Here is a 21206-nt window from a genome sequence, read left to right on the forward strand (position 1 = left end):
TGAGCATAAAAAACGCTCGTTAAAAACTTTTTGAATAAAAAATATAGAAAAGGAACTATTTTCTCATGACAAAAGGAATCTTAGGGAAAAAAGTGGGAATGACTCAAATCTTCACTGAAGCTGGCGAATTGATCCCTGTAACAGTTATTGAAGCAACTCCAAACGTTGTTCTTCAAGTTAAAACTGTTGAAACAGACGGATACAACGCTATCCAAGTTGGTTTTGACGACAAACGCGAAGTATTGAGCAACAAACCTGCTAAAGGACATGTAGCGAAAGCTAACACGGCTCCTAAGCGCTTCATTCGTGAATTCAAAAACGTTGAAGGCTTGGAAGTTGGTGCTGAAATCACAGTTGAAACATTCGCAGCTGGAGACGTTGTTGACGTAACTGGTACTTCTAAAGGTAAAGGTTTCCAAGGTGTTATCAAGCGCCATGGGCAATCACGTGGACCAATGGCTCACGGTTCTCGTTACCACCGTCGTCCAGGTTCTATGGGACCTGTTGCACCTAACCGCGTGTTCAAAGGTAAAAACCTTGCAGGACGTATGGGTGGCGACCGCGTGACAATTCAAAACCTTGAAGTTGTACAAGTTGTTCCAGAAAAGAACGTTATCCTTATCAAAGGTAACGTACCAGGTGCTAAGAAATCTCTTATCACCATCAAGTCAGCAGTTAAAGCTGGTAAATAATAAGGAAAGGGGAATACAGTCAAAATGGCAAATGTAACATTATTCGACCAAACTGGTAAACAAGCTGGCGAAGTTGTTCTTAACGATGCAATCTTTGGTATTGAACCAAACCAATCTGTTGTGTTTGATGTGATCATCAGCCAACGTGCTAGCCTTCGTCAAGGAACTCACGCAGTTAAAAATCGCTCAGCTGTTTCAGGTGGTGGACGCAAACCATGGCGTCAAAAAGGAACTGGACGTGCTCGTCAAGGTTCTATCCGCTCTCCACAATGGCGTGGTGGTGGAACTGTCTTCGGACCAACTCCACGTAGCTATGCGTACAAACTTCCTCAAAAAGTTCGTCGCCTTGCGCTTAAATCTGTTTACTCAGAAAAAGTTGCTGAAAACAAATTTGTAGCCGTTGATTCTCTTGAATTTACAGCTCCAAAAACTGCTGAATTTGCAAAAGTTCTTGCAGCTTTGAGCATCGATTCTAAAGTCCTTGTTATTCTTGAAGAAGGAAACGAATTCGCAGCTCTTTCAGCTCGTAACCTTCCAAACGTGAAAGTTGCGACTGCTACAACTGCAAGTGTTCTTGACATCGCAAATAGTGACAAACTTCTTGTTACTCAAGCAGCTATCTCTAAAATCGAGGAGGTTCTTGCATAATGAATTTGTATGATGTTATCAAAAAACCTGTTATCACTGAAAGCTCAATGGCTCAACTTGAAGCAGGAAAGTATGTATTTGAAGTTGACACTCGTGCGCACAAACTTTTGATTAAGCAAGCTGTTGAAGCTGCTTTTGAAGGTGTTAAGGTTGCAAATGTCAATACAATTAACGTAAAACCTAAAGCTAAACGTGTTGGACGTTACACTGGTTTTACTAACAAAACTAAAAAAGCTATCATCACACTTACAGCTGATTCAAAAGCAATCGAGTTGTTTGCTGCTGAAGCTGAATAATCTAAGGAGGAAATATCGTGGGAATTCGTGTTTATAAACCAACAACAAACGGTCGCCGTAATATGACTTCTTTGGATTTCGCTGAAATCACAACAAGCGCTCCTGAAAAATCATTGCTTGTTGCTTTGAAGAACAAGGCTGGTCGTAACAACAACGGTCGTATCACTGTTCGTCACCAAGGTGGTGGGCACAAACGTTTCTACCGTTTGGTTGACTTCAAACGTAACAAAGACAACGTTGAAGCAGTTGTTAAAACTATCGAGTACGATCCAAACCGTTCTGCAAACATCGCTCTTGTACACTACACAGACGGTGTGAAAGCATACATCATCGCTCCAAAAGGTCTTGAGGTTGGTCAACGTATCGTTTCAGGCCCAGAAGCAGATATCAAAGTCGGAAATGCTCTTCCACTTGCTAACATTCCAGTTGGTACTTTGATCCACAACATCGAGTTGAAACCAGGTCGTGGTGGAGAATTGGTGCGTGCAGCTGGAGCTTCTGCTCAAGTATTGGGTCAAGAAGGTAAATATGTTCTTGTTCGTCTTCAATCTGGCGAAGTACGTATGATTCTTGGAACTTGTCGTGCAACAGTTGGTGTTGTCGGAAACGAACAACATGGACTTGTAAACCTTGGTAAAGCAGGACGTAGCCGTTGGAAAGGTATCCGCCCAACAGTTCGTGGTTCTGTAATGAACCCTAACGATCACCCACACGGTGGTGGTGAAGGTAAAGCACCAGTTGGTCGTAAAGCGCCATCTACTCCATGGGGCAAACCTGCTCTTGGTCTTAAAACTCGTAACAAGAAAGCGAAATCTGACAAACTTATCGTTCGTCGTCGCAACGAGAAATAATAGTAAACTAGTCGCTTAAGCAACTAGGGAATCCGCCAGCTCGGTAGCGCTCCATGTGAGCGCAAGCCGCTGTGGTACAATATTTAAAGGAGAAAACATAAAAATGGGACGCAGTCTTAAAAAAGGACCTTTCGTCGATGAGCATTTGATGAAAAAAGTTGAAGCTCAAGCTAACGACGAAAAGAAAAAAGTTATCAAAACTTGGTCACGTCGTTCAACGATCTTCCCAAGTTTCATTGGTTACACTATTGCAGTTTATGACGGACGTAAACACGTACCTGTTTACATCCAAGAAGACATGGTAGGTCACAAACTTGGTGAATTCGCACCAACTCGTACTTACAAAGGTCACGCTGCAGACGACAAGAAAACACGTAGAAAATAAGGAGAACATAAATGGCAGAAATTACTTCAGCTAAAGCAATGGCTCGTACAGTACGTGTTTCACCTCGTAAATCACGTCTTGTTCTTGACAATATTCGTGGTAAAAGCGTAGCCGACGCTATTGCAATCTTGACATTCACTCCAAACAAAGCTGCTGAAATCATCTTGAAAGTTTTGAATTCAGCTGTAGCTAACGCTGAAAACAACTTTGGTTTGGATAAAGCTAACTTGGTAGTATCTGAAGCATTCGCAAACGAAGGACCAACTATGAAACGTTTCCGTCCACGTGCGAAAGGTTCAGCTTCACCAATCAACAAACGTACAGCTCACATCACTGTAGCTGTTGCAGAAAAATAAGGAGGTAACATCGTGGGTCAAAAAGTACATCCAATTGGTATGCGTGTCGGCATCATCCGTGATTGGGATGCCAAATGGTATGCTGAAAAAGAATACGCGGATTACCTTCATGAAGATCTTGCAATCCGTAAATTCGTTCAAAAAGAACTTGCTGATGCAGCAGTTTCAACTATCGAAATCGAACGCGCAGTGAACAAAGTTAACGTTTCACTTCACACTGCTAAACCAGGTATGGTTATCGGTAAAGGTGGCGCTAACGTTGATGCACTCCGTGCAAAACTTAACAAATTGACTGGAAAACAAGTACACATCAACATCATCGAAATCAAACAACCTGATTTGGATGCTCACCTTGTAGGTGAAGGCATTGCTCGTCAATTGGAGCAACGTGTTGCTTTCCGTCGTGCACAAAAACAAGCAATCCAACGCGCAATGCGTGCCGGAGCTAAAGGAATCAAAACTCAAGTATCAGGTCGTTTGAACGGTGCAGATATTGCCCGTGCTGAAGGATACTCAGAAGGAACTGTTCCACTCCACACACTTCGTGCAGATATCGATTACGCTTGGGAAGAAGCAGATACTACATACGGTAAACTTGGTGTTAAAGTATGGATCTACCGTGGTGAAGTTCTTCCAGCTCGTAAAAACACTAAAGGAGGTAAATAACCAATGTTAGTACCTAAACGTGTTAAACACCGTCGTGAATTCCGTGGAAAAATGCGCGGTGAAGCAAAAGGTGGAAAAGAAGTAGCATTCGGTGAATACGGTCTTCAAGCTACAACTAGCCACTGGATTACTAACCGCCAAATCGAAGCTGCTCGTATCGCCATGACTCGTTACATGAAACGTGGTGGTAAAGTTTGGATTAAAATCTTCCCACACAAATCATACACTGCTAAAGCTATCGGTGTGCGTATGGGATCTGGTAAAGGGGCACCTGAAGGTTGGGTTGCACCAGTTAAACGCGGTAAAGTGATGTTCGAAATCGCTGGTGTATCTGAAGAGATTGCACGTGAAGCGCTTCGTCTTGCTAGCCACAAATTGCCAGTTAAAACTAAATTCGTAAAACGTGAAGCAGAATAAGGAGAAGGCATGAAACTTAATGAAGTAAAAGAATTTGTTAAAGAACTTCGTGGTCTTTCTCAAGAAGAACTCGCGAAGCGCGAAAACGAATTGAAAAAAGAATTGTTTGAACTTCGTTTCCAAGCTGCTACTGGTCAATTGGAACAAACAGCTCGCTTGAAAGAAGTTAAAAAACAAATCGCTCGTATCAAAACAGTTCAATCTGAAGCAAAATAATAGACTAGGGAAGGAGAAATTTCAATGGAACGCAATAATCGTAAAGTTCTTGTTGGACGTGTTGTATCTGACAAAATGGACAAGACAATCACAGTTGTAGTTGAAACAAAACGTAACCACCCAGTCTATGGTAAACGTATTAACTACTCTAAAAAATACAAAGCACATGATGAAAACAATGTTGCCAAAGAAGGTGATATCGTACGTATCATGGAAACTCGCCCGCTTTCAGCTACAAAACGTTTCCGTCTTGTAGAAGTTGTTGAAGAAGCGGTTATCATCTAATCAAGCCTGAAAGGAGAAAACTGAAATGATTCAAACAGAAACTCGTTTGAAAGTCGCAGACAACAGCGGTGCACGCGAAATCTTGACTATCAAAGTTCTTGGTGGTTCTAAACGTAAATTTGCGAACATCGGTGATGTTATTGTTGCATCTGTAAAACAAGCTACTCCTGGTGGTGCGGTTAAAAAAGGTGACGTTGTAAAAGCTGTTATCGTTCGTACTAAATCAGGTGCTCGTCGCGCTGATGGTTCATACATCAAGTTTGACGAAAATGCAGCAGTTATCATCCGTGATGACAAAACTCCTCGCGGAACACGTATCTTTGGTCCAGTTGCACGTGAATTACGTGAAGGTGGCTTCATGAAGATCGTGTCACTTGCTCCAGAAGTACTTTAATAAATTGCTCAAAGAAAATTAAAACAAGTCTAGGAAGTGAAACGAAAGCATAACTTGAGTTAGGTGAGTTGAAACTGACGAAGATTTGCTTTGATTTTCGTAGAGTAAAAACAAACAAACTAGTCCCCTGGAATTGACTCCAGGGTGCCCTTGTGGGCGTAAGAAAAATCAAGGAGAAACCTAATGTTTGTAAAAAAAGGCGACAAAGTTCGCGTAATCGCTGGTAAAGATAAGGGAACAGAAGCTGTTGTCCTTACTGCCCTTCCAAAAGTAAACAAAGTTATCGTTGAAGGTGTTAACATCGTTAAGAAACACCAACGTCCAACTAACGAGCTTCCTCAAGGTGGTATCATCGAGAAAGAAGCAGCTATCCACGTATCAAACGTCCAAGTTTTGGACAAGAACGGTGTAGCTGGTCGTGTTGGTTACAAATTTGTAGACGGTAAAAAAGTTCGCTACAACAAAAAATCAGGCGAAGTGCTTGATTAATCACGAAGGAAAGGAGAAGTATAATGGCAAATCGTTTAAAAGAAAAATATCTTAATGAAGTAGTTCCTGCTTTGACAGAACAATTCAACTACTCATCAGTGATGGCTGTGCCTAAAGTAGATAAGATCGTTTTGAACATGGGTGTTGGTGAAGCTGTATCAAACGCTAAAAGCCTTGAAAAAGCTGCTGAAGAATTGGCACTTATCTCAGGTCAAAAACCACTTATCACTAAAGCTAAAAAATCAATCGCCGGCTTCCGTCTTCGTGAAGGTGTAGCGATCGGTGCAAAAGTTACCCTTCGTGGTGAACGTATGTATGAATTCTTGGATAAATTGGTTTCAGTTTCACTTCCACGTGTGCGTGACTTCCACGGTGTTCCAACAAAATCATTTGATGGACGCGGAAACTACACTCTTGGTGTGAAAGAACAATTGATCTTCCCAGAAATCAATTTTGATGACGTTGACAAAACTCGTGGTCTTGACATCGTTATCGTAACAACTGCTAACACTGACGAAGAGTCACGTGCATTGCTTACAGGCCTTGGAATGCCTTTTGCAAAATAATATAGGAGGTAAATCTAATGGCTAAAAAATCAATGATTGCTAAGAACAAACGTCCAGCGAAGTTCTCTACTCAAGCTTATACTCGTTGTGAAAAATGTGGTCGTCCACATTCAGTTTACCGCAAATTTAAACTTTGCCGTGTTTGCTTCCGTGAATTAGCTTACAAAGGACAAATTCCTGGTGTAACAAAAGCATCTTGGTAATATCATGATACAAAGAGCGTAACAACCACAGCAAAAATAGGAAATTTGGAGAAGGAGCGATGCCCCAAAACAAATTTATCTTTTTTGCACAGGTTGTAGCTCGTTTTCAAATAAGAGTTCTCTCATTTGAATGTGTCAATACTATCTGAGCCCAGCTCAATCATTAACTAGCAAGTGCAACTTGCAAACTACTAGTAAGAGGAGAAAAACAAAATGGTTATGACTGACCCAATCGCAGACTTCCTAACTCGTATTCGTAACGCTAACCAAGCGAAACACGAAGTACTTGAAGTACCTGCATCAAACATCAAAAAAGGGATTGCTGAAATCCTTAAACGCGAAGGTTTTGTAAAAAACGTTGAAATCATCGAAGATGACAAACAAGGCATCATCCGTGTATTCCTTAAATACGGACCAAACGGTGAAAAAGTTATCACTAACTTGAAACGTGTTTCTAAACCAGGACTTCGTGTCTACAAAAAACGTGAAGATCTTCCAAAAGTTCTTAACGGACTTGGAATTGCTATCCTTTCAACTTCTGAAGGTTTGCTTACTGATAAAGAAGCTCGCCAAAAAAACGTTGGTGGAGAAGTTATCGCTTACGTTTGGTAAAATCAAGATACAAAGAGCGTCATGGGCAATGTGAAAATAGGAAATCTGACAAAGAGTGTTAACACTCTAGGAAGATTTGTCTTTTTCACACAGACCATAGCTCGTGTTCAATTTAGCTGATTTACTGATCAGCTAAATAGAGAGTAAATTAGTTTAGGAGAAAAAGATGAAAGCTACTGAATTGAATGAAAAACTTATTGTTGCAGAAGACGCTTTGGCTGAATTGTCAAAAGATGACCTTGTATCTCTTTTATGTGAAATTGGTTATAGTCCTGCGGCTATTGATGTATTGACAGAATATCAGGAGTTTGTCAAAGCTTTTCGAAAGAAACTAGGTTTGCTCTAATCCGAATGCCCCCCGTGAAAACTGGCCGTCGAGGCCTGACAATTTAACAGGAGAAAATAAACATGTCACGTATTGGTAATAAAGTTATCGTGTTGCCTGCTGGTGTTGAAGTCACTAACAATGACAACGTAGTAACTGTAAAAGGACCTAAAGGAGAACTTACTCGTAAGTTCTCAAAAGATATTGAAATTCGCTTGGAAGGTACTGAAGTAACTCTTCACCGTCCAAACGATTCAAAAGAAATGAAAACTATCCACGGAACTACTCGTGCCCTTTTGAATAACATGGTAATTGGTGTATCAGAAGGATTCAAGAAAGAACTTGAAATGCGTGGGGTTGGTTACCGTGCACAACTTCAAGGATCAAAACTTGTTTTGGCTGTTGGTAAATCTCATCCAGATGAAGTTGAAGCTCCAGAAGGGATTACCTTTGAACTTCCAAACCCAACAACAATCGTTGTTAACGGAATTTCAAAAGAAGTAGTTGGTCAAACAGCTGCTTACGTACGTAGCCTTCGTTCACCAGAACCATATAAAGGTAAAGGTATCCGTTACGTTGGCGAATACGTTCGTCTTAAAGAAGGTAAAACAGGTAAATAATGTTGAGTGGTTGATCTTCAACCACCAACCTATTTTCCAACTTTGTGCATAGCACGCGATTTAAAACTAAAGAGGTGAAAACTGTGATTTCTAAACCAGATAAAAACAAACTCCGCCAAAAACGCCACCGTCGCGTTCGCGGAAAACTCTCTGGAACTGCTGATCGCCCACGTTTGAACGTATTCCGTTCTAATACAGGCATCTACGCTCAAGTGATTGATGACGTAGCGGGTGTAACGCTCGCAAGTGCTTCAACTCTTGACAAAGAAGTTTCAAAAGGAACTAAAACTGAACAAGCCGTTGCTGTCGGTAAACTCGTTGCAGAACGTGCAAACGCTAAAGGTATTTCAGAAGTGGTGTTCGACCGCGGTGGATATCTATATCACGGACGTGTGAAAGCTTTGGCTGATGCAGCTCGTGAAAACGGATTGAAATTCTAATAGGAGGACACTAGAAAATGGCATTTAAAGACAATGCAGTTGAATTAGAAGAACGCGTAGTTGCTGTCAACCGTGTTACAAAAGTTGTTAAAGGTGGACGTCGTCTTCGTTTCGCAGCTCTTGTTGTTGTTGGTGACCACAATGGTCGCGTAGGATTTGGTACTGGTAAAGCTCAAGAAGTTCCAGAAGCAATCCGTAAAGCAGTAGAAGATGCTAAGAAAAACTTGATTGAAGTTCCTATGGTTGGAACTACAATCCCACACGAAGTTCTTTCAGAATTTGGTGGAGCTAAAGTATTGTTGAAACCTGCTGTAGAAGGTTCTGGAGTTGCCGCTGGTGGTGCAGTTCGTGCCGTTGTGGAATTGGCAGGTGTGGCAGATATTACATCTAAATCACTTGGTTCTAACACTCCAATCAACATTGTTCGTGCAACTGTTGAAGGTTTGAAACAATTGAAACGCGCTGAAGAAGTTGCTGCCCTTCGTGGTATTTCAGTTTCTGATTTGGCATAAGAAAGGGGATAAAATGGCTCAAATTAAAATTACTTTGACTAAGTCTCCAATCGGACGCATTCCATCACAACGTAAAACTGTTGTAGCACTTGGACTTGGCAAATTGAACAGCTCTGTTATCAAAGAAGACAACGCTGCTATCCGTGGTATGATCACTGCAGTATCTCACTTGGTAACAGTTGAAGAAGTAAACTAATGATTTTTAGGGGATGTGCAGTATACCATCCCCTAAAACTAGATATGGTCATCAAAGATGACAACCGTATAGGCGAGTTGATATGGGGGACAACCTTTTCTCCCCTATCGGCGCTAGCATTTTACAAAAGAGGAGAAAACAATAATGAAACTTCATGAATTGAAACCTGCAGAAGGTTCTCGTAAAGTACGTAACCGTGTTGGTCGTGGTACTTCATCTGGTAATGGTAAAACATCTGGACGCGGTCAAAAAGGTCAAAAAGCTCGTAGCGGTGGCGGAGTTCGCCTTGGTTTTGAAGGTGGACAAACTCCATTGTTCCGTCGTATGCCAAAACGTGGATTCACTAACATCAACGCTAAAGAATACGCAATTGTAAACCTTGACCAATTGAACGTCTTTGAAGACGGTGCAGAAGTAACTCCAGTTGTGCTTATCGAAGCAGGAATTGTGAAAGCTGAAAAATCAGGAGTTAAAATTCTTGGTAACGGTGAGTTGACTAAGAAATTGACTGTGAAAGCAGCTAAATTCTCTAAATCAGCTGAGGAAGCTATCACTGCTAAAGGTGGTTCTGTAGAAGTCATCTAAGAGAGGTGACCCATGTTTTTTAAATTACTAAAAGAAGCGCTCAAGGTTAAACAAGTTCGATCAAAAATTCTCTTTACGATTTTTATCATTCTTGTTTTCCGTATTGGGACAAGTATAACAGTTCCAGGTGTGAATGCAAAAAGTTTGGAAGCTCTTAGTGGTTTATCTTTTTTGAACATGCTTAGTCTTGTTTCAGGGAATGCCATGAAGAACTTCTCCGTTTTTGCACTCGGGGTAAGTCCGTATATCACTGCTTCAATCGTTGTTCAATTGCTACAAATGGATATTTTACCGAAGTTTGTAGAATGGGGCAAACAAGGAGAAGTAGGACGGAGAAAACTAAACCAAGCTACTCGATATATTGCACTTGTGCTTGCATTCGTTCAATCTATCGGGATCACAGCAGGGTTTAATACTCTATCTGGAGCCAAATTATTAACGACAGCTTTAACTCCACAGGTTTTTGTTACCATTGGTATTATCCTCACATCAGGTAGTATGATTGTAACTTGGCTTGGAGAACAAATTACGGATAAAGGATACGGAAATGGTGTGTCTATGATCATTTTTGCAGGTATTGTCGCTTCAATTCCTGAGATGATTAAAGGCATCTACGTTGACTACTTCGTCAATATTCCAAGTAGCCGTTTGACTTCATCCATTATCTTTGTCGTTATTTTGATTATCGCTGTCTTGTTGATTGTATACTTTACAACCTATGTTCAACAGGCAGAGTATAAAATTCCAATCCAATATACAAAAGTTGCTCAAGGTGCCCCGTCTAGTTCATACCTTCCATTGAAGGTGAACCCAGCAGGGGTTATCCCAGTTATCTTTGCAAGCTCCATTACAGCAGCACCTGCAGCCATTCTTCAATTTTTGAGTGCTACAGGTCACGATTGGGCTTGGGTACGTACAGCACAGGAAATGTTATCTACAACAGCTCCGACAGGTGTTGCCATGTATGCCTTGCTAATCATTCTCTTTACATTCTTCTATACATTTGTACAGATTAATCCAGAGAAAGCGGCAGAAAACTTGCAAAAGAGTGGAGCCTACATTCATGGGGTCCGTCCTGGTAAGGGTACTGAAGAATTCATGTCGAAACTTCTTCGTCGTCTTGCGACAGTCGGATCACTCTTCCTTGGTGTGATTTCAATTTTGCCGATTGTGGCAAAAGATGTCTTTGGACTTTCAGAAGCAGTTGCTTTTGGGGGAACTAGTCTTTTGATTATCATCTCGACAGGTATCGAAGGAATCAAACAATTAGAAGGTTACCTATTGAAACGTAAGTATGTTGGTTTCATGGACAAAACAGAATAAAAGCAAGATTACTTTTGCTTAGAGAGTGGAGTATGAAGGTCTATCGATTAGAGAGATTTTCGTCTCCCCTCTTCTATTTTGTTTTTAAATAGGGGTTGAAACAAATTTCTGCTTCTATTTAAATACAAAATAAGGAGATCCTATCATGAATCTTTTGATTATGGGCTTACCTGGAGCAGGTAAGGGAACACAAGCAGCTAAAATTGTGGAGCAATTCCACGTGGTACACATTTCAACTGGAGATATGTTCCGTGCTGCTATGGCTAATCAAACTGAAATGGGTGTACTTGCCAAGTCGTACATTGATAAAGGTGAGTTGGTTCCAGATGAAGTTACAAATGGAATTGTTAAAGAACGCCTTTCACAGGACGACATCAAGGAAACAGGTTTCTTGTTGGATGGTTACCCACGTACGATTGAACAAGCGCATGCCTTGGACAAAACATTGGCTGAACTTGGTATCGAACTGGAAGGTGTAATCAACATCGAAGTGAACCCAGACTGTCTCTTGGAACGTTTGAGTGGCCGCATCATCCACCGCGAAACAGGTGAAACCTTCCATAAAGTTTTCAACCCACCAGTTGACTACAAAGAAGAAGATTACTACCAACGCGAAGATGACAAACCTGAGACAGTTAAGCGTCGTTTGGATGTCAATATCGCACAAGGTGAACCAATCATTGCTCACTACCGTGCCAAAGGTTTGGTCCACGATATCGAAGGAAATCAAGATATCAATGATGTGTTCAAAGACATCGAAAAAGTATTGACAAATTTGAAATAAAGCGTTTTTCACACTTGCAAAAAATCGCTACAAATGTTATACTGAGATAGTCTGACTTATAATTGTTGTCTCTGTTTTCAGAGGCATCGAATCGAAATTTATGGAGGTGCTTTTGCGTGGCAAAAGACGATGTGATTGAAGTTGAAGGCAAAGTAGTCGATACAATGCCGAACGCAATGTTTACGGTTGAACTTGAAAATGGACATCAGATTTTAGCAACAGTTTCTGGTAAAATTCGTAAAAACTATATTCGTATTTTAGCGGGAGATCGTGTTACTGTCGAGATGAGTCCATATGACTTGACACGTGGACGTATCACTTACCGCTTTAAATAATCGAAAAACTTGGAGGGATAAGAAATGAAAGTAAGACCATCGGTCAAACCAATTTGCGAATACTGTAAAGTAATTCGTCGTAATGGTCGTGTTATGGTAATTTGCCCAGCAAATCCAAAACACAAACAACGTCAAGGATAAGATAGAAAGGAGAAAACATGGCTCGTATTGCTGGAGTTGACATTCCAAATGACAAACGCGTAGTAATCTCATTGACTTACGTTTATGGTATCGGACTTTCAACATCTAAGAAAATTTTGGCTGCTGCTGGAATCTCAGAAGATGTTCGTGTACGTGACCTTACATCAGATCAAGAAGATGCTATCCGTCGTGAAGTGGATGCAATCAAAGTTGAAGGTGACCTTCGTCGTGAGGTAAACTTGAACATTAAACGTTTGATGGAAATCGGTTCATACCGTGGTATTCGTCACCGTCGTGGACTTCCTGTCCGTGGACAAAACACTAAAAATAACGCTCGCACTCGTAAAGGTAAAGCTGTTGCGATTGCTGGTAAGAAAAAATAATATAGGAGGTAAAAGTCTTGGCTAAACCAACACGTAAACGTCGTGTGAAAAAGAATATCGAATCTGGTATTGCTCATATTCACGCTACATTTAATAACACTATTGTTATGATTACTGATGTGCATGGTAATGCAATTGCTTGGTCATCAGCTGGTGCTCTTGGTTTCAAAGGTTCTCGTAAATCTACACCATTCGCTGCTCAAATGGCTTCTGAAGCTGCTGCTAAATCTGCACAAGAACACGGTCTTAAATCAGTTGAAGTTACTGTAAAAGGTCCAGGTTCTGGTCGTGAGTCAGCTATTCGTGCGCTTGCTGCCGCTGGTCTTGAAGTAACAGCAATTCGTGATGTGACTCCAGTGCCACACAATGGTGCTCGTCCTCCAAAACGTCGCCGTGTATAATCATCGCATTACACTGCTTTTCGTTTAAGAGGGAGTAACTAAATGATTGAGTTTGAAAAACCAAATATAACAAAAATTGATGAAAATAAAGATTATGGCAAGTTTGTAATCGAACCACTTGAACGTGGCTACGGTACAACTCTTGGTAACTCTCTTCGTCGTGTACTACTAGCTTCTCTACCAGGAGCAGCAGTGACATCTATCAACATTGAAGGTGTCTTGCATGAGTTTGACACAGTTCCAGGTGTTCGTGAAGACGTGATGCAAATCATTCTGAACATTAAAGGGATTGCAGTGAAATCATACGTTGAAGACGAAAAAATCATTGAACTTGACGTTGAAGGTCCTGCTGAAATTACAGCTGGAGACATTTTGACTGACAGTGATATTGAGATTGTAAATCCAGATCATTATCTCTTTACAATCGGAGAAGGTTCTTCCCTAAAAGCGACAATGACTGTTAACAGTGGTCGTGGATATGTACCTGCTGATGAAAATAAAAAAGATAATGCACCAGTTGGAACACTTGCTGTAGATTCTATTTATACACCAGTTACAAAAGTCAACTATCAAGTTGAACCTGCTCGTGTAGGTAGCAATGATGGATTTGACAAATTAACCCTTGAAATCTTGACTAATGGAACAATTATTCCAGAAGATGCTTTAGGGCTTTCAGCACGTATCTTGACAGAACATCTTGATTTGTTTACAAATCTTACTGAGATTGCTAAGTCAACTGAAGTGATGAAAGAAGCTGATACTGAATCTGACGATCGTATTTTGGATCGGACGATTGAGGAACTGGACTTGTCTGTGCGTTCATACAACTGTTTGAAACGTGCCGGTATCAATACTGTGCATGATTTGACAGAAAAATCTGAAGCAGAGATGATGAAAGTACGAAATCTTGGACGCAAGAGTTTGGAAGAAGTGAAACTCAAACTCATTGACTTGGGTCTTGGATTAAAAGATAAATAAAGGAGGAATACATGGCTTACCGTAAACTAGGACGCACTAGCTCACAACGTAAAGCAATGCTTCGCGATTTGACAACTGACCTTTTGATCAACGAATCAATCGTGACAACTGAAGCTCGTGCTAAAGAAATCCGTAAAACTGTTGAAAAAATGATTACTCTAGGTAAACGTGGTGATTTGCATGCACGTCGTCAAGCAGCTGCTTTTGTACGTAATGAAATCGCATCTGAAAACTATGATGAAGCAACTGATAAGTACACTTCTACTACAGCACTTCAAAAATTGTTCTCAGAAATCGCACCTCGTTATGCTGAACGTAACGGTGGATACACTCGTATCCTTAAAACTGAACCACGTCGTGGTGATGCTGCGCCAATGGCAATCATCGAATTAGTATAAAATCATCAATTTTGTTGAGTGTTATGATGATGGAGTCGTGTGCTCTTAGTCTAGCTCTGGTCTACCGCTGGGACTTTGGTCCTAGCGGGAACACTCATCATCATTTGATAGGGTAGACGCTTGTTTACGAAATTGTTTTTTCTTAAGAACAACTTCGTAAGCAGGCGTTATTTAGTATTTTCAATGGAAATATGCTATACTAGGAAAAAAGAAAATCAAAAACGTTCAGGTTTTCTAATAATCGTAGAATGGGAGTCTAAAAATGAAGGCTATTATTACAGTGGTTGGCAAGGACAAGGCTGGTATTGTTGCAGGCGTGTCTACTAAAATTGCAGAATTGGGTTTGAATATTGATGATATTTCTCAAACAGTACTGGATGAGTATTTTACCATGATGGCAGTCGTATCTAGTGATGAAAAACAGGATTTTACAACTCTCCGAAATGAGTTTGAAACGTTCGGTCAGACCTTGAATGTCAAAATCAATATTCAAAGTGCGGCGATTTTTGACGCTATGTATAATATCTAGGAGGTGGCTATGGATATTAGACAAGTTACAGAAACCATTGCCATGATCGAGGAGCAGAACTTCGATATCAGAACCATCACCATGGGGATTTCCCTTTTGGACTGTATTGATCCAGATATCAATGGTGCTGCTGAAAAGATTTACCAAAAAATCACCACTAAAGCTGCAAATTTAGTGACTGTAGGAGACGAAATTGCTGCAGAACTTGGGATTCCTATTGTTAATAAACGGGTATCGGTGACTCCAATTTCCTTGATTGGAGCTGCGACTGATGCGACAGACTATCTTGTTTTGGCAAAGGCACTTGACAAGGCTGCCAAGGAGATTGGTGTTGACTTTATTGGTGGATTCTCAGCTTTGGTACAAAAAGGCTACCAAAAAGGAGATGAAATTCTCATCAATTCTATCCCACGCGCTCTAGCTGAGACAGACAAGGTTTGTTCGTCTGTTAACATTGGCTCAACTAAGTCAGGTATCAACATGACTGCGATTGCTGATATGGGACGTATCGTCAAGGAAACAGCTGCGCTATCAGATATGGGTGCAGCCAAGCTGGTCGTATTTGCTAATGCTGTTGAGGACAATCCTTTTATGGCGGGGGCCTTCCATGGTGTCGGTGAAGCAGATGTCATCATCAATGTTGGAGTTTCAGGCCCTGGTGTCGTCAAGCGCGCCTTGGAGAAAGTTCGTGGACAGAGCTTTGATGTAGTAGCTGAGACGGTCAAGAAAACAGCCTTTAAGATTACTCGTATTGGTCAGTTAGTTGGTCAAATGGCAAGTGAACGGCTTGGAGTCGACTTTGGGATCGTAGACCTAAGTTTGGCACCAACTCCGGCAGTTGGTGATTCTGTGGCTCGAGTACTGGAGGAAATGGGTCTAGAAACAGTAGGAACGCATGGGACGACGGCTGCCCTTGCTCTTTTGAATGACCAAGTTAAGAAGGGCGGAGTGATGGCTTGTAACCAAGTCGGTGGCTTGTCAGGTGCTTTTATCCCCGTTTCTGAAGATGAGGGGATGATTGCTGCAGTGCAAAATGGCTCTCTGAATTTAGAAAAACTAGAGGCCATGACGGCTATCTGTTCTGTTGGGCTGGATATGATTGCCATTCCGGAAGATACGCCTGCTGAAACCATTGCGGCTATGATTGCGGATGAGGCGGCAATCGGTGTTATTAACATGAAAACAACGGCTGTCCGTATTATTCCAAAGGGCAAAGAAGGCGATATGATTGAGTTCGGTGGTTTGCTAGGAACAGCTCCAGTTATGAAGGTCAACGGAGCATCGTCTGTTGATTTCATCTCTCGTGGTGGCCAAATTCCAGCTCCAATCCATAGTTTTAAAAATTAATAAAAAAGAGAGAGGATTTAAGTTGGGTTTAAGGATGACTGTGTATACTATAATCATTAAATAAAGACCTCCTAACTTTATTTAATAGAAATCCTAAACTTTTTCATAATAATCTCCTAGGGAAGCTACCGTGAGGGTAGCTTTTCTTGTGGTAAAATTAGGAGAAGGAGCTTTGCTTTTGAAAGCCAAATATTTCTTTGATCCATGATATAATAGAAGAAAATGGAGGATAGAAAATGTCTAAAGTAAGATTGTACTTAGTCCGTCATGGGAAAACCATGTTTAACACGATTGGACGTGCTCAAGGATGGAGTGATACGCCTCTAACTGCAGAAGGTGAGTTGGGAATTCATGAGTTGGGAATTGGCTTGAGAGAGTCTGGTTTGCAGTTTGACCGAGCTTATTCCAGTGATTCAGGGCGTACCATTCAGACCATGGGAATTATCCTAGAAGAACTGGGCTTACAAGGGAAAATCCCTTACCGCATGGATAAGCGAATCCGTGAGTGGTGCTTTGGTAGTTTTGATGGGGCCTATGATGGAGACCTCTTTATGGGGGTCATTCCTCGTGTTTTCAAGGTGGATCATGTTCATCAGTTATCCTATGCGGAGCTAGCAGAAGGTTTGGTAGAGGTTGATACTGCTGGTTGGGCTGAAGGTTGGGAAAAACTCAGTGGTCGTATCAGAGAAGGTTTCGAAACGATTGCCAAAGAAATGGAAGAACAAGGTGGTGGCAATGCCCTGGTTGTGAGTCACGGGATGACCATTGGTACGATGGTTTATCTCATCAATGGCATGCATCCGCATGGTCTAGATAATGGTAGTGTGACCGTTCTAGAATACGAGAACGGTCAGTTTACAGTCGATGTCGTTGGTGACCGTAGTTACCGAGAACTAGGGCGTGAGAAGATGGGAGAAATCTCTATTCAGTCAAAATAGAACGGCTTGCTATAAACTAGAGATTTGATAACCATATCAAAATAAGAAAAAACAGCCAAGGGATATCCTTTCGGCTGTTTTTGATAGAGGAAAACTAGAGGGTAATGCTATTGTTTTTAGAAATTTTCATAAATAGTAATAATGAAGTAACTGTCAAGACAGTGAGGATAGTTGACAAAGCAGCTGCCACACCATAATTTCCACGAAGTACTTCAGTGTAGATAGCTACAGTCATTGTTCTAGTCTTAACATTGTATAAGAGAATTGAAGTAGAAAGTTCTGAAATCATTGTTACCCATGATAAGATTGCACCTGAGATGATACCTGAAAGCATCATTGGGGTGGTGATTTTAGTAAAGGTATTAAGACGACTACTTCCTAAACTTTCTGCAGCTTCTTCAATGAACGGAGAAATCTGTTGCAAGCTAGCTACTGAAGATCGAATAGTATATGGGAGTCTTCTAACAGATAAGGACATGATTAGGATAAAGGCTGTTCCTGTAATCATAAGGAAGCCACTTCCGAAGATTCCTGTATTGAAAGAAGAGATAAATGCAATACCGAGAACAGTTCCTGGTACGATATAAGGTACCATACTGAGGCTGTCAATTAAGTTTGTAAACAAATTTCGTTTTCTAACGGCTAGGTAGGAGATAAATGTTGCAAATAGGACAACTAGAACTAAGGCAATCAAAGGGATACGAATGGTATTGAAAATAGCAGACCCCATGCGATTGAAAGCTACCTTGTAACTGTTTAGAGAATAGCCTTTGACAAATACCATACCTGATGTTTTTAGGAAAGAAGTATAAATCAAGTAGACTTGAGGTAGAACAGAGAACAAGATAATTCCGTAGACTGTTGCATAAATAGCAGCCATTTTTCCTTTTGTAGTTTTTTTAGGTTGGATTGGATGGAGCGAATTCATGCTGAAACTGTAGCGATTTGAAATGTATTTTTGGATAAGGAAAATTGCTAAGGCAATGATAATCGCCATAATTGCTAAAGCAGATGCAAAAGCAGAATTTCCTCCAACCTCGCTAATAAATTGGGTATAAATCAGGACAGGGAAAGTCCTATATCCTTCACCAATCAACATAGGCGTTCCAAAGTCTGAGAATGCTCTCATAAATACAAGCAAGGCAGCAGCTAGTAAGGTTGGAACTAGGAGAGGTAAAACAACCGTTACGATACGTTTAAATCCGAAGGACCCCATGCTTTCAGCGGCTTCAAGTAGAGAATTGTCAATACTTTTCATTGTCCCAGCAACGTATAGAAATACCAGTGGGAATAGTTGCAGTGTAAAGACAAGTACAATTCCTTTGAATCCATAAATATCGATAGCTGGAAGATGAAGGGAATTTGTCAGAAATTTAGTGATAACCCCATTTCGTCCCAGCAAGAGAATCCAGGAGTAGGCTCCCACGAAAGGAGCTGACATGGAAGCAATGATAATCAATATTTGTAGAAATTTCTTCCCCTTGAAGTCATACATAGAGAAGAGATAAGCTAATAAGGTTCCTACAACTAAGGAAGTGACAGTAGCGGTAATGGAAACCTTGAAACTGTTGACAAGTGTCTCAGAGTAATATGCTTTACTAAAGAAAGTAACAAAATTAGCTAGTGAGAATTGTCCTTCATGTATGAGTGCCTGCTTGAGAACAGTAACGATAGGATAAACGAGAAATACAAGGTAGGAAAGAAAGATGAAGAAAGAGGAGGCTGTCCAAATATTTAGTTTTTTACGTTCCATGGCTGACTCCTTTTATGAGATTGCGCGAACCGTCTTCAGAGAAGACATTGAGTTTTTGAGTATTGATTCTCAAACGAACACAATCTCCTTTTTCTAAATCTTCTTCGAATGTTGATTCTTCACTTACTTGAAGTTTTGGAGCAAATCCAGTTTCAATGAAGTATTCAGTGTTAAGACCAAGGTAAACACTGTCGGTGATTGTTCCATTGATTGGACCATTTTCATCACGGATAAATTCTTCAGGACGAATGCTAACACGGATGTTTTGCTCGTCAACTTGATCAAGAGTTGGCATACGAAGAGAATAGCCGTCTTCAAAGACTATGTAAGCTCCGTCAGCTTGTTTTTCTAGACGAGCAGGGATTATATTTGTTCTACCAATAAATGTTGCAACAAATTCATTAGCTGGTTTATGATAGAGTTCTTTTGGTCGGCCGATTTGTTGGATAACCCCATCTTTCATAACAGCAATTTGGTCTGAAATAGCCATAGCTTCTTCTTGGTCGTGGGTCACATAAACAGTTGTAATTCCCACTTCGTGTTGAATTTCTCGAATGGCTTGACGCATATCCAAGCGCAGTTTGGCATCCAGATTACTAAGTGGCTCGTCCATGAGGAGAACACTTGGATTAACAGCTAAGGCGCGTGCCAAGGCGACACGTTGTTGTTGTCCACCACTGAGTTTATCTGGCTTTCGATCCGCATATTGAGCAATTTGCATGAGTTCAAGATACTTATTGGTCTGTTGGATCAATTCTTCTTTGGGAACTTTCTTTTGCTTGAGACCAAAAGCAACATTATCTCGAACAGTCAAATGTGGAAAAATAGCGTAGTTTTGGAAAACCATTCCAATATTGCGTTTGCTGGGTTCCATATTATTGATTTTTGTATCATCGAAGTAAAATTCTCCACCTTCGATACTGTTAAAACCCGCAATCATACGAAGAAGAGTCGTTTTCCCACAACCTGAAGGTCCCAAGAGAGTAAAGAGACTTCCTTTGGGAATAGTAACATTCAAGTTTTCAATAACAGGGACGTCGTGGTAGATTTTTTTTGCGTTAATAATTTTGATCTCACTCATAGTGAACCTCTTTTACTGTTTAGATTGGATATCTGTAAAGACTTCGTTGTATTTCTTAACGATATCTGATTTATTCTTGATAACATAATCATAATCTTCAGTGAGTGTTTTGATTTTGTCAATTGGTTTCATATTTTCGCTTGTTTTAGCATTTTTACGAACAGGACGGTTAGTAGTGGTTGTACCAAGGGTATCTTGTACTTCTTGAGAGATAATAAAATCGATAAATTTCTTAGCATTTTCCATGTTTTTAGCTTTTTTAACGATAGCAGCACTCGCTGGTAAGAAAACAGTTCCTTCTTTTGGATAGACTACCTTGATGTTAGCTCCATCATTTAAGAGTTTAACCGCTGGATCTTCATAAGAGAGACCAACAGCCATTTCTCCATCAGCTACTGCTTTATAGACACCAGATGAGCTTGAACCGATTTTACCGTCAATAAGTGTGAAGAGATCTTTTACATAAGACCAAGCTTTATCATCTTTGTAGCCACCTTGAGCTTGGAGCATATTTGTTAATTGAGCAAAGGCGCTAGAAGAGTTTGCTGGGTCAGCAGTTGCGATTTTTCCTTTTAGTTCAGGTTTGAGGAGGTCACTATATCCTTCAATGTTCATGCCTTTAGTTAAATCAGGGTTGATGATTAAAACACTACCATCTAGCGTATAAGGAGTAGAGTAGCCAGTTGTGTTTTGATATTCTTTGATAACATTATCATTTTCTTTTGAAGTATAGTTTTCAAAGAGTTCTCCGTGGGTAGCATATTGTGTATAAGAACCACCAAAGATGACATCGGCGACAGGAGCTTCTTTTTCTGACTCTAGTTTTTTGAAAAGTTCTCCAGTACCAGCTTGAATCAGTTCTACTTTGATACCATATTTTTCTTCAAAGGCAGGAATAGTTGCTCCAATTAAGCCCTCTGAGTTTGGTGAATAAACGACTAGCGAACCGCCGTCTCCTTTATCAGATGAACTGTCATCGGCAGATTCATTAGAAGAACAAGCAGCAAGACCAAAAAGAGCTAGTCCGCAAGCAGCATAATACATCCATTTCTTTTTCATGA

The 21206-nt window shown here is 40.6% G+C and carries 35 protein-coding genes; 32 read left to right on the plus strand and 3 right to left on the minus strand.

The genetic code is table 11. The features are described from left to right. Positions 1 to 65: 65 nt before the first annotated feature. The 32 genes from rplC to AC4ME5_RS04965 all read left to right on the plus strand — a co-directional run bounded on the left by rplC (position 66) and on the right by AC4ME5_RS04965 (position 17311). Positions 66 to 692 carry a 50S ribosomal protein L3 gene (gene rplC, locus AC4ME5_RS04810; protein WP_000160197.1) on the plus strand — a complete coding sequence of 209 codons (627 nt, stop codon included), beginning with the start codon at positions 66 to 68 and terminating at the stop codon, positions 690 to 692. A gap of 24 nt (positions 693 to 716) precedes the next feature. Then, positions 717 to 1340 carry a 50S ribosomal protein L4 gene (rplD, locus tag AC4ME5_RS04815; protein WP_000024550.1) on the plus strand — a complete coding sequence of 208 codons (624 nt, stop codon included), beginning with the start codon at positions 717 to 719 and terminating at the stop codon, positions 1338 to 1340. Continuing rightward, positions 1340 to 1636 carry a 50S ribosomal protein L23 gene (locus AC4ME5_RS04820; RefSeq protein WP_001055347.1) on the plus strand — a complete coding sequence of 99 codons (297 nt, stop codon included), beginning with the start codon at positions 1340 to 1342 and terminating at the stop codon, positions 1634 to 1636. The genes rplD and AC4ME5_RS04820 overlap by 1 nt, the downstream gene beginning before the upstream one ends. A gap of 17 nt (positions 1637 to 1653) precedes the next feature. Further along, entirely contained in the window at positions 1654 to 2487 is an 834-nt protein-coding gene (gene rplB, locus AC4ME5_RS04825; RefSeq protein WP_000512901.1) for a 50S ribosomal protein L2, read from the plus strand. A 103-nt stretch (positions 2488 to 2590) separates the two neighbouring features. Continuing rightward, positions 2591 to 2872 carry a 30S ribosomal protein S19 gene (gene rpsS, locus AC4ME5_RS04830; protein WP_000533766.1) on the plus strand — a complete coding sequence of 94 codons (282 nt, stop codon included), beginning with the start codon at positions 2591 to 2593 and terminating at the stop codon, positions 2870 to 2872. 11 nt (positions 2873 to 2883) lie between these two features. Then, positions 2884 to 3228, plus strand: a complete 345-nt coding sequence (gene rplV / locus AC4ME5_RS04835; protein WP_000818137.1) for a 50S ribosomal protein L22 — start codon at positions 2884 to 2886, stop codon at positions 3226 to 3228. Between the two features lie 12 nt (positions 3229 to 3240). Then, complete coding sequence (gene rpsC, locus AC4ME5_RS04840; RefSeq protein WP_000529936.1) at positions 3241 to 3894, plus strand: 30S ribosomal protein S3; 654 nt, start codon at positions 3241 to 3243, stop codon at positions 3892 to 3894. A gap of 3 nt (positions 3895 to 3897) precedes the next feature. Further along, the gene (rplP, locus tag AC4ME5_RS04845; RefSeq protein ID WP_000960947.1) at positions 3898 to 4311 is read left to right on the plus strand and encodes a 50S ribosomal protein L16; all 414 of its coding nucleotides are present in this window, start codon (positions 3898 to 3900) and stop codon (positions 4309 to 4311) included. Between the two features lie 9 nt (positions 4312 to 4320). After that, complete coding sequence (rpmC, locus tag AC4ME5_RS04850; RefSeq protein ID WP_000772918.1) at positions 4321 to 4527, plus strand: 50S ribosomal protein L29; 207 nt, start codon at positions 4321 to 4323, stop codon at positions 4525 to 4527. A gap of 24 nt (positions 4528 to 4551) precedes the next feature. Continuing rightward, positions 4552 to 4812 (plus strand): 30S ribosomal protein S17, encoded by a 261-nt coding sequence (rpsQ, locus tag AC4ME5_RS04855; protein WP_000440801.1) that lies wholly within the window; start codon positions 4552 to 4554, stop codon positions 4810 to 4812. Between the two features lie 25 nt (positions 4813 to 4837). Continuing rightward, a complete protein-coding gene (gene rplN / locus AC4ME5_RS04860; protein WP_000616547.1) occupies positions 4838 to 5206 on the plus strand; it encodes a 50S ribosomal protein L14 in 369 nt (122 codons plus the stop codon). A gap of 183 nt (positions 5207 to 5389) precedes the next feature. Beyond that, positions 5390 to 5695, plus strand: coding sequence for a 50S ribosomal protein L24 (rplX, locus tag AC4ME5_RS04865; protein ID WP_000497691.1), 306 nt, complete (start codon positions 5390 to 5392; stop codon positions 5693 to 5695). 23 nt (positions 5696 to 5718) lie between these two features. Then, the gene (gene rplE, locus AC4ME5_RS04870; RefSeq protein ID WP_000013542.1) at positions 5719 to 6261 is read left to right on the plus strand and encodes a 50S ribosomal protein L5; all 543 of its coding nucleotides are present in this window, start codon (positions 5719 to 5721) and stop codon (positions 6259 to 6261) included. Positions 6262 to 6278: 17 nt separating this feature from the next. Next, entirely contained in the window at positions 6279 to 6464 is a 186-nt protein-coding gene (locus AC4ME5_RS04875) for a type Z 30S ribosomal protein S14 (protein WP_001085697.1), read from the plus strand. A 213-nt stretch (positions 6465 to 6677) separates the two neighbouring features. Continuing rightward, a complete protein-coding gene (gene rpsH, locus AC4ME5_RS04880; protein WP_000245504.1) occupies positions 6678 to 7076 on the plus strand; it encodes a 30S ribosomal protein S8 in 399 nt (132 codons plus the stop codon). A 166-nt stretch (positions 7077 to 7242) separates the two neighbouring features. Next, on the plus strand, positions 7243 to 7422 hold the full coding sequence (locus AC4ME5_RS04885) for a hypothetical protein (protein WP_000648250.1): 180 nt from the start codon (positions 7243 to 7245) through the stop codon (positions 7420 to 7422). A 62-nt stretch (positions 7423 to 7484) separates the two neighbouring features. Continuing rightward, complete coding sequence (rplF, locus tag AC4ME5_RS04890) at positions 7485 to 8021, plus strand: 50S ribosomal protein L6 (protein ID WP_096421605.1); 537 nt, start codon at positions 7485 to 7487, stop codon at positions 8019 to 8021. A gap of 83 nt (positions 8022 to 8104) precedes the next feature. Continuing rightward, a complete protein-coding gene (rplR, locus tag AC4ME5_RS04895) occupies positions 8105 to 8461 on the plus strand; it encodes a 50S ribosomal protein L18 (protein ID WP_000624044.1) in 357 nt (118 codons plus the stop codon). Positions 8462 to 8478: 17 nt separating this feature from the next. Then, the gene (rpsE, locus tag AC4ME5_RS04900) at positions 8479 to 8973 is read left to right on the plus strand and encodes a 30S ribosomal protein S5 (protein WP_000874204.1); all 495 of its coding nucleotides are present in this window, start codon (positions 8479 to 8481) and stop codon (positions 8971 to 8973) included. A gap of 13 nt (positions 8974 to 8986) precedes the next feature. Next, positions 8987 to 9169, plus strand: a complete 183-nt coding sequence (rpmD, locus tag AC4ME5_RS04905) for a 50S ribosomal protein L30 (RefSeq protein ID WP_000057241.1) — start codon at positions 8987 to 8989, stop codon at positions 9167 to 9169. Between the two features lie 144 nt (positions 9170 to 9313). Further along, complete coding sequence (rplO, locus tag AC4ME5_RS04910) at positions 9314 to 9754, plus strand: 50S ribosomal protein L15 (RefSeq protein ID WP_000766094.1); 441 nt, start codon at positions 9314 to 9316, stop codon at positions 9752 to 9754. Between the two features lie 12 nt (positions 9755 to 9766). After that, positions 9767 to 11077 (plus strand): preprotein translocase subunit SecY, encoded by a 1311-nt coding sequence (secY, locus tag AC4ME5_RS04915; protein ID WP_491800253.1) that lies wholly within the window; start codon positions 9767 to 9769, stop codon positions 11075 to 11077. A gap of 145 nt (positions 11078 to 11222) precedes the next feature. Next, a complete protein-coding gene (locus AC4ME5_RS04920; RefSeq protein ID WP_491800254.1) occupies positions 11223 to 11861 on the plus strand; it encodes an adenylate kinase in 639 nt (212 codons plus the stop codon). A 116-nt stretch (positions 11862 to 11977) separates the two neighbouring features. Beyond that, positions 11978 to 12196, plus strand: coding sequence for a translation initiation factor IF-1 (infA, locus tag AC4ME5_RS04925; protein ID WP_001029883.1), 219 nt, complete (start codon positions 11978 to 11980; stop codon positions 12194 to 12196). Between the two features lie 24 nt (positions 12197 to 12220). Beyond that, positions 12221 to 12337, plus strand: coding sequence for a 50S ribosomal protein L36 (gene rpmJ / locus AC4ME5_RS04930; protein WP_001808836.1), 117 nt, complete (start codon positions 12221 to 12223; stop codon positions 12335 to 12337). A 17-nt stretch (positions 12338 to 12354) separates the two neighbouring features. After that, positions 12355 to 12720, plus strand: a complete 366-nt coding sequence (gene rpsM / locus AC4ME5_RS04935; RefSeq protein WP_000090786.1) for a 30S ribosomal protein S13 — start codon at positions 12355 to 12357, stop codon at positions 12718 to 12720. A 17-nt stretch (positions 12721 to 12737) separates the two neighbouring features. After that, entirely contained in the window at positions 12738 to 13121 is a 384-nt protein-coding gene (rpsK, locus tag AC4ME5_RS04940; protein WP_001118385.1) for a 30S ribosomal protein S11, read from the plus strand. 42 nt (positions 13122 to 13163) lie between these two features. Beyond that, on the plus strand, positions 13164 to 14099 hold the full coding sequence (locus tag AC4ME5_RS04945) for a DNA-directed RNA polymerase subunit alpha (RefSeq protein WP_000568993.1): 936 nt from the start codon (positions 13164 to 13166) through the stop codon (positions 14097 to 14099). 11 nt (positions 14100 to 14110) lie between these two features. Further along, positions 14111 to 14497: a 50S ribosomal protein L17 gene (gene rplQ / locus AC4ME5_RS04950; protein WP_000331493.1), complete on the plus strand. Its 387-nt coding sequence runs from the start codon at positions 14111 to 14113 to the stop codon at positions 14495 to 14497. Positions 14498 to 14759: 262 nt separating this feature from the next. After that, positions 14760 to 15026, plus strand: a complete 267-nt coding sequence (locus AC4ME5_RS04955) for an ACT domain-containing protein (RefSeq protein WP_045617779.1) — start codon at positions 14760 to 14762, stop codon at positions 15024 to 15026. A gap of 9 nt (positions 15027 to 15035) precedes the next feature. Further along, the gene (locus tag AC4ME5_RS04960; protein WP_491800255.1) at positions 15036 to 16373 is read left to right on the plus strand and encodes a PFL family protein; all 1338 of its coding nucleotides are present in this window, start codon (positions 15036 to 15038) and stop codon (positions 16371 to 16373) included. 236 nt (positions 16374 to 16609) lie between these two features. Next, the gene (locus AC4ME5_RS04965) at positions 16610 to 17311 is read left to right on the plus strand and encodes a histidine phosphatase family protein (protein WP_096421609.1); all 702 of its coding nucleotides are present in this window, start codon (positions 16610 to 16612) and stop codon (positions 17309 to 17311) included. Between the two features lie 94 nt (positions 17312 to 17405). Here AC4ME5_RS04965 and AC4ME5_RS04970 read toward each other — a convergent pair whose 3' ends face one another. The 3 genes from AC4ME5_RS04970 to AC4ME5_RS04980 are packed head-to-tail and all read right to left on the minus strand — an operon-like array spanning position 17406 to position 21204. Further along, positions 17406 to 19064, minus strand: a complete 1659-nt coding sequence (locus AC4ME5_RS04970; protein WP_458623999.1) for an ABC transporter permease — start codon at positions 19062 to 19064, stop codon at positions 17406 to 17408. Then, positions 19054 to 20145 carry an ABC transporter ATP-binding protein gene (locus tag AC4ME5_RS04975; RefSeq protein ID WP_007520794.1) on the minus strand — a complete coding sequence of 364 codons (1092 nt, stop codon included), beginning with the start codon at positions 20143 to 20145 and terminating at the stop codon, positions 19054 to 19056. The genes AC4ME5_RS04970 and AC4ME5_RS04975 overlap by 11 nt, the downstream gene beginning before the upstream one ends. Before the next feature lie 12 nt (positions 20146 to 20157). Beyond that, complete coding sequence (locus AC4ME5_RS04980) at positions 20158 to 21204, minus strand: ABC transporter substrate-binding protein (protein WP_007520793.1); 1047 nt, start codon at positions 21202 to 21204, stop codon at positions 20158 to 20160. Positions 21205 to 21206: the final 2 nt, after the last annotated feature.

The organism is Streptococcus sp. A69, from assembly GCF_058556195.1.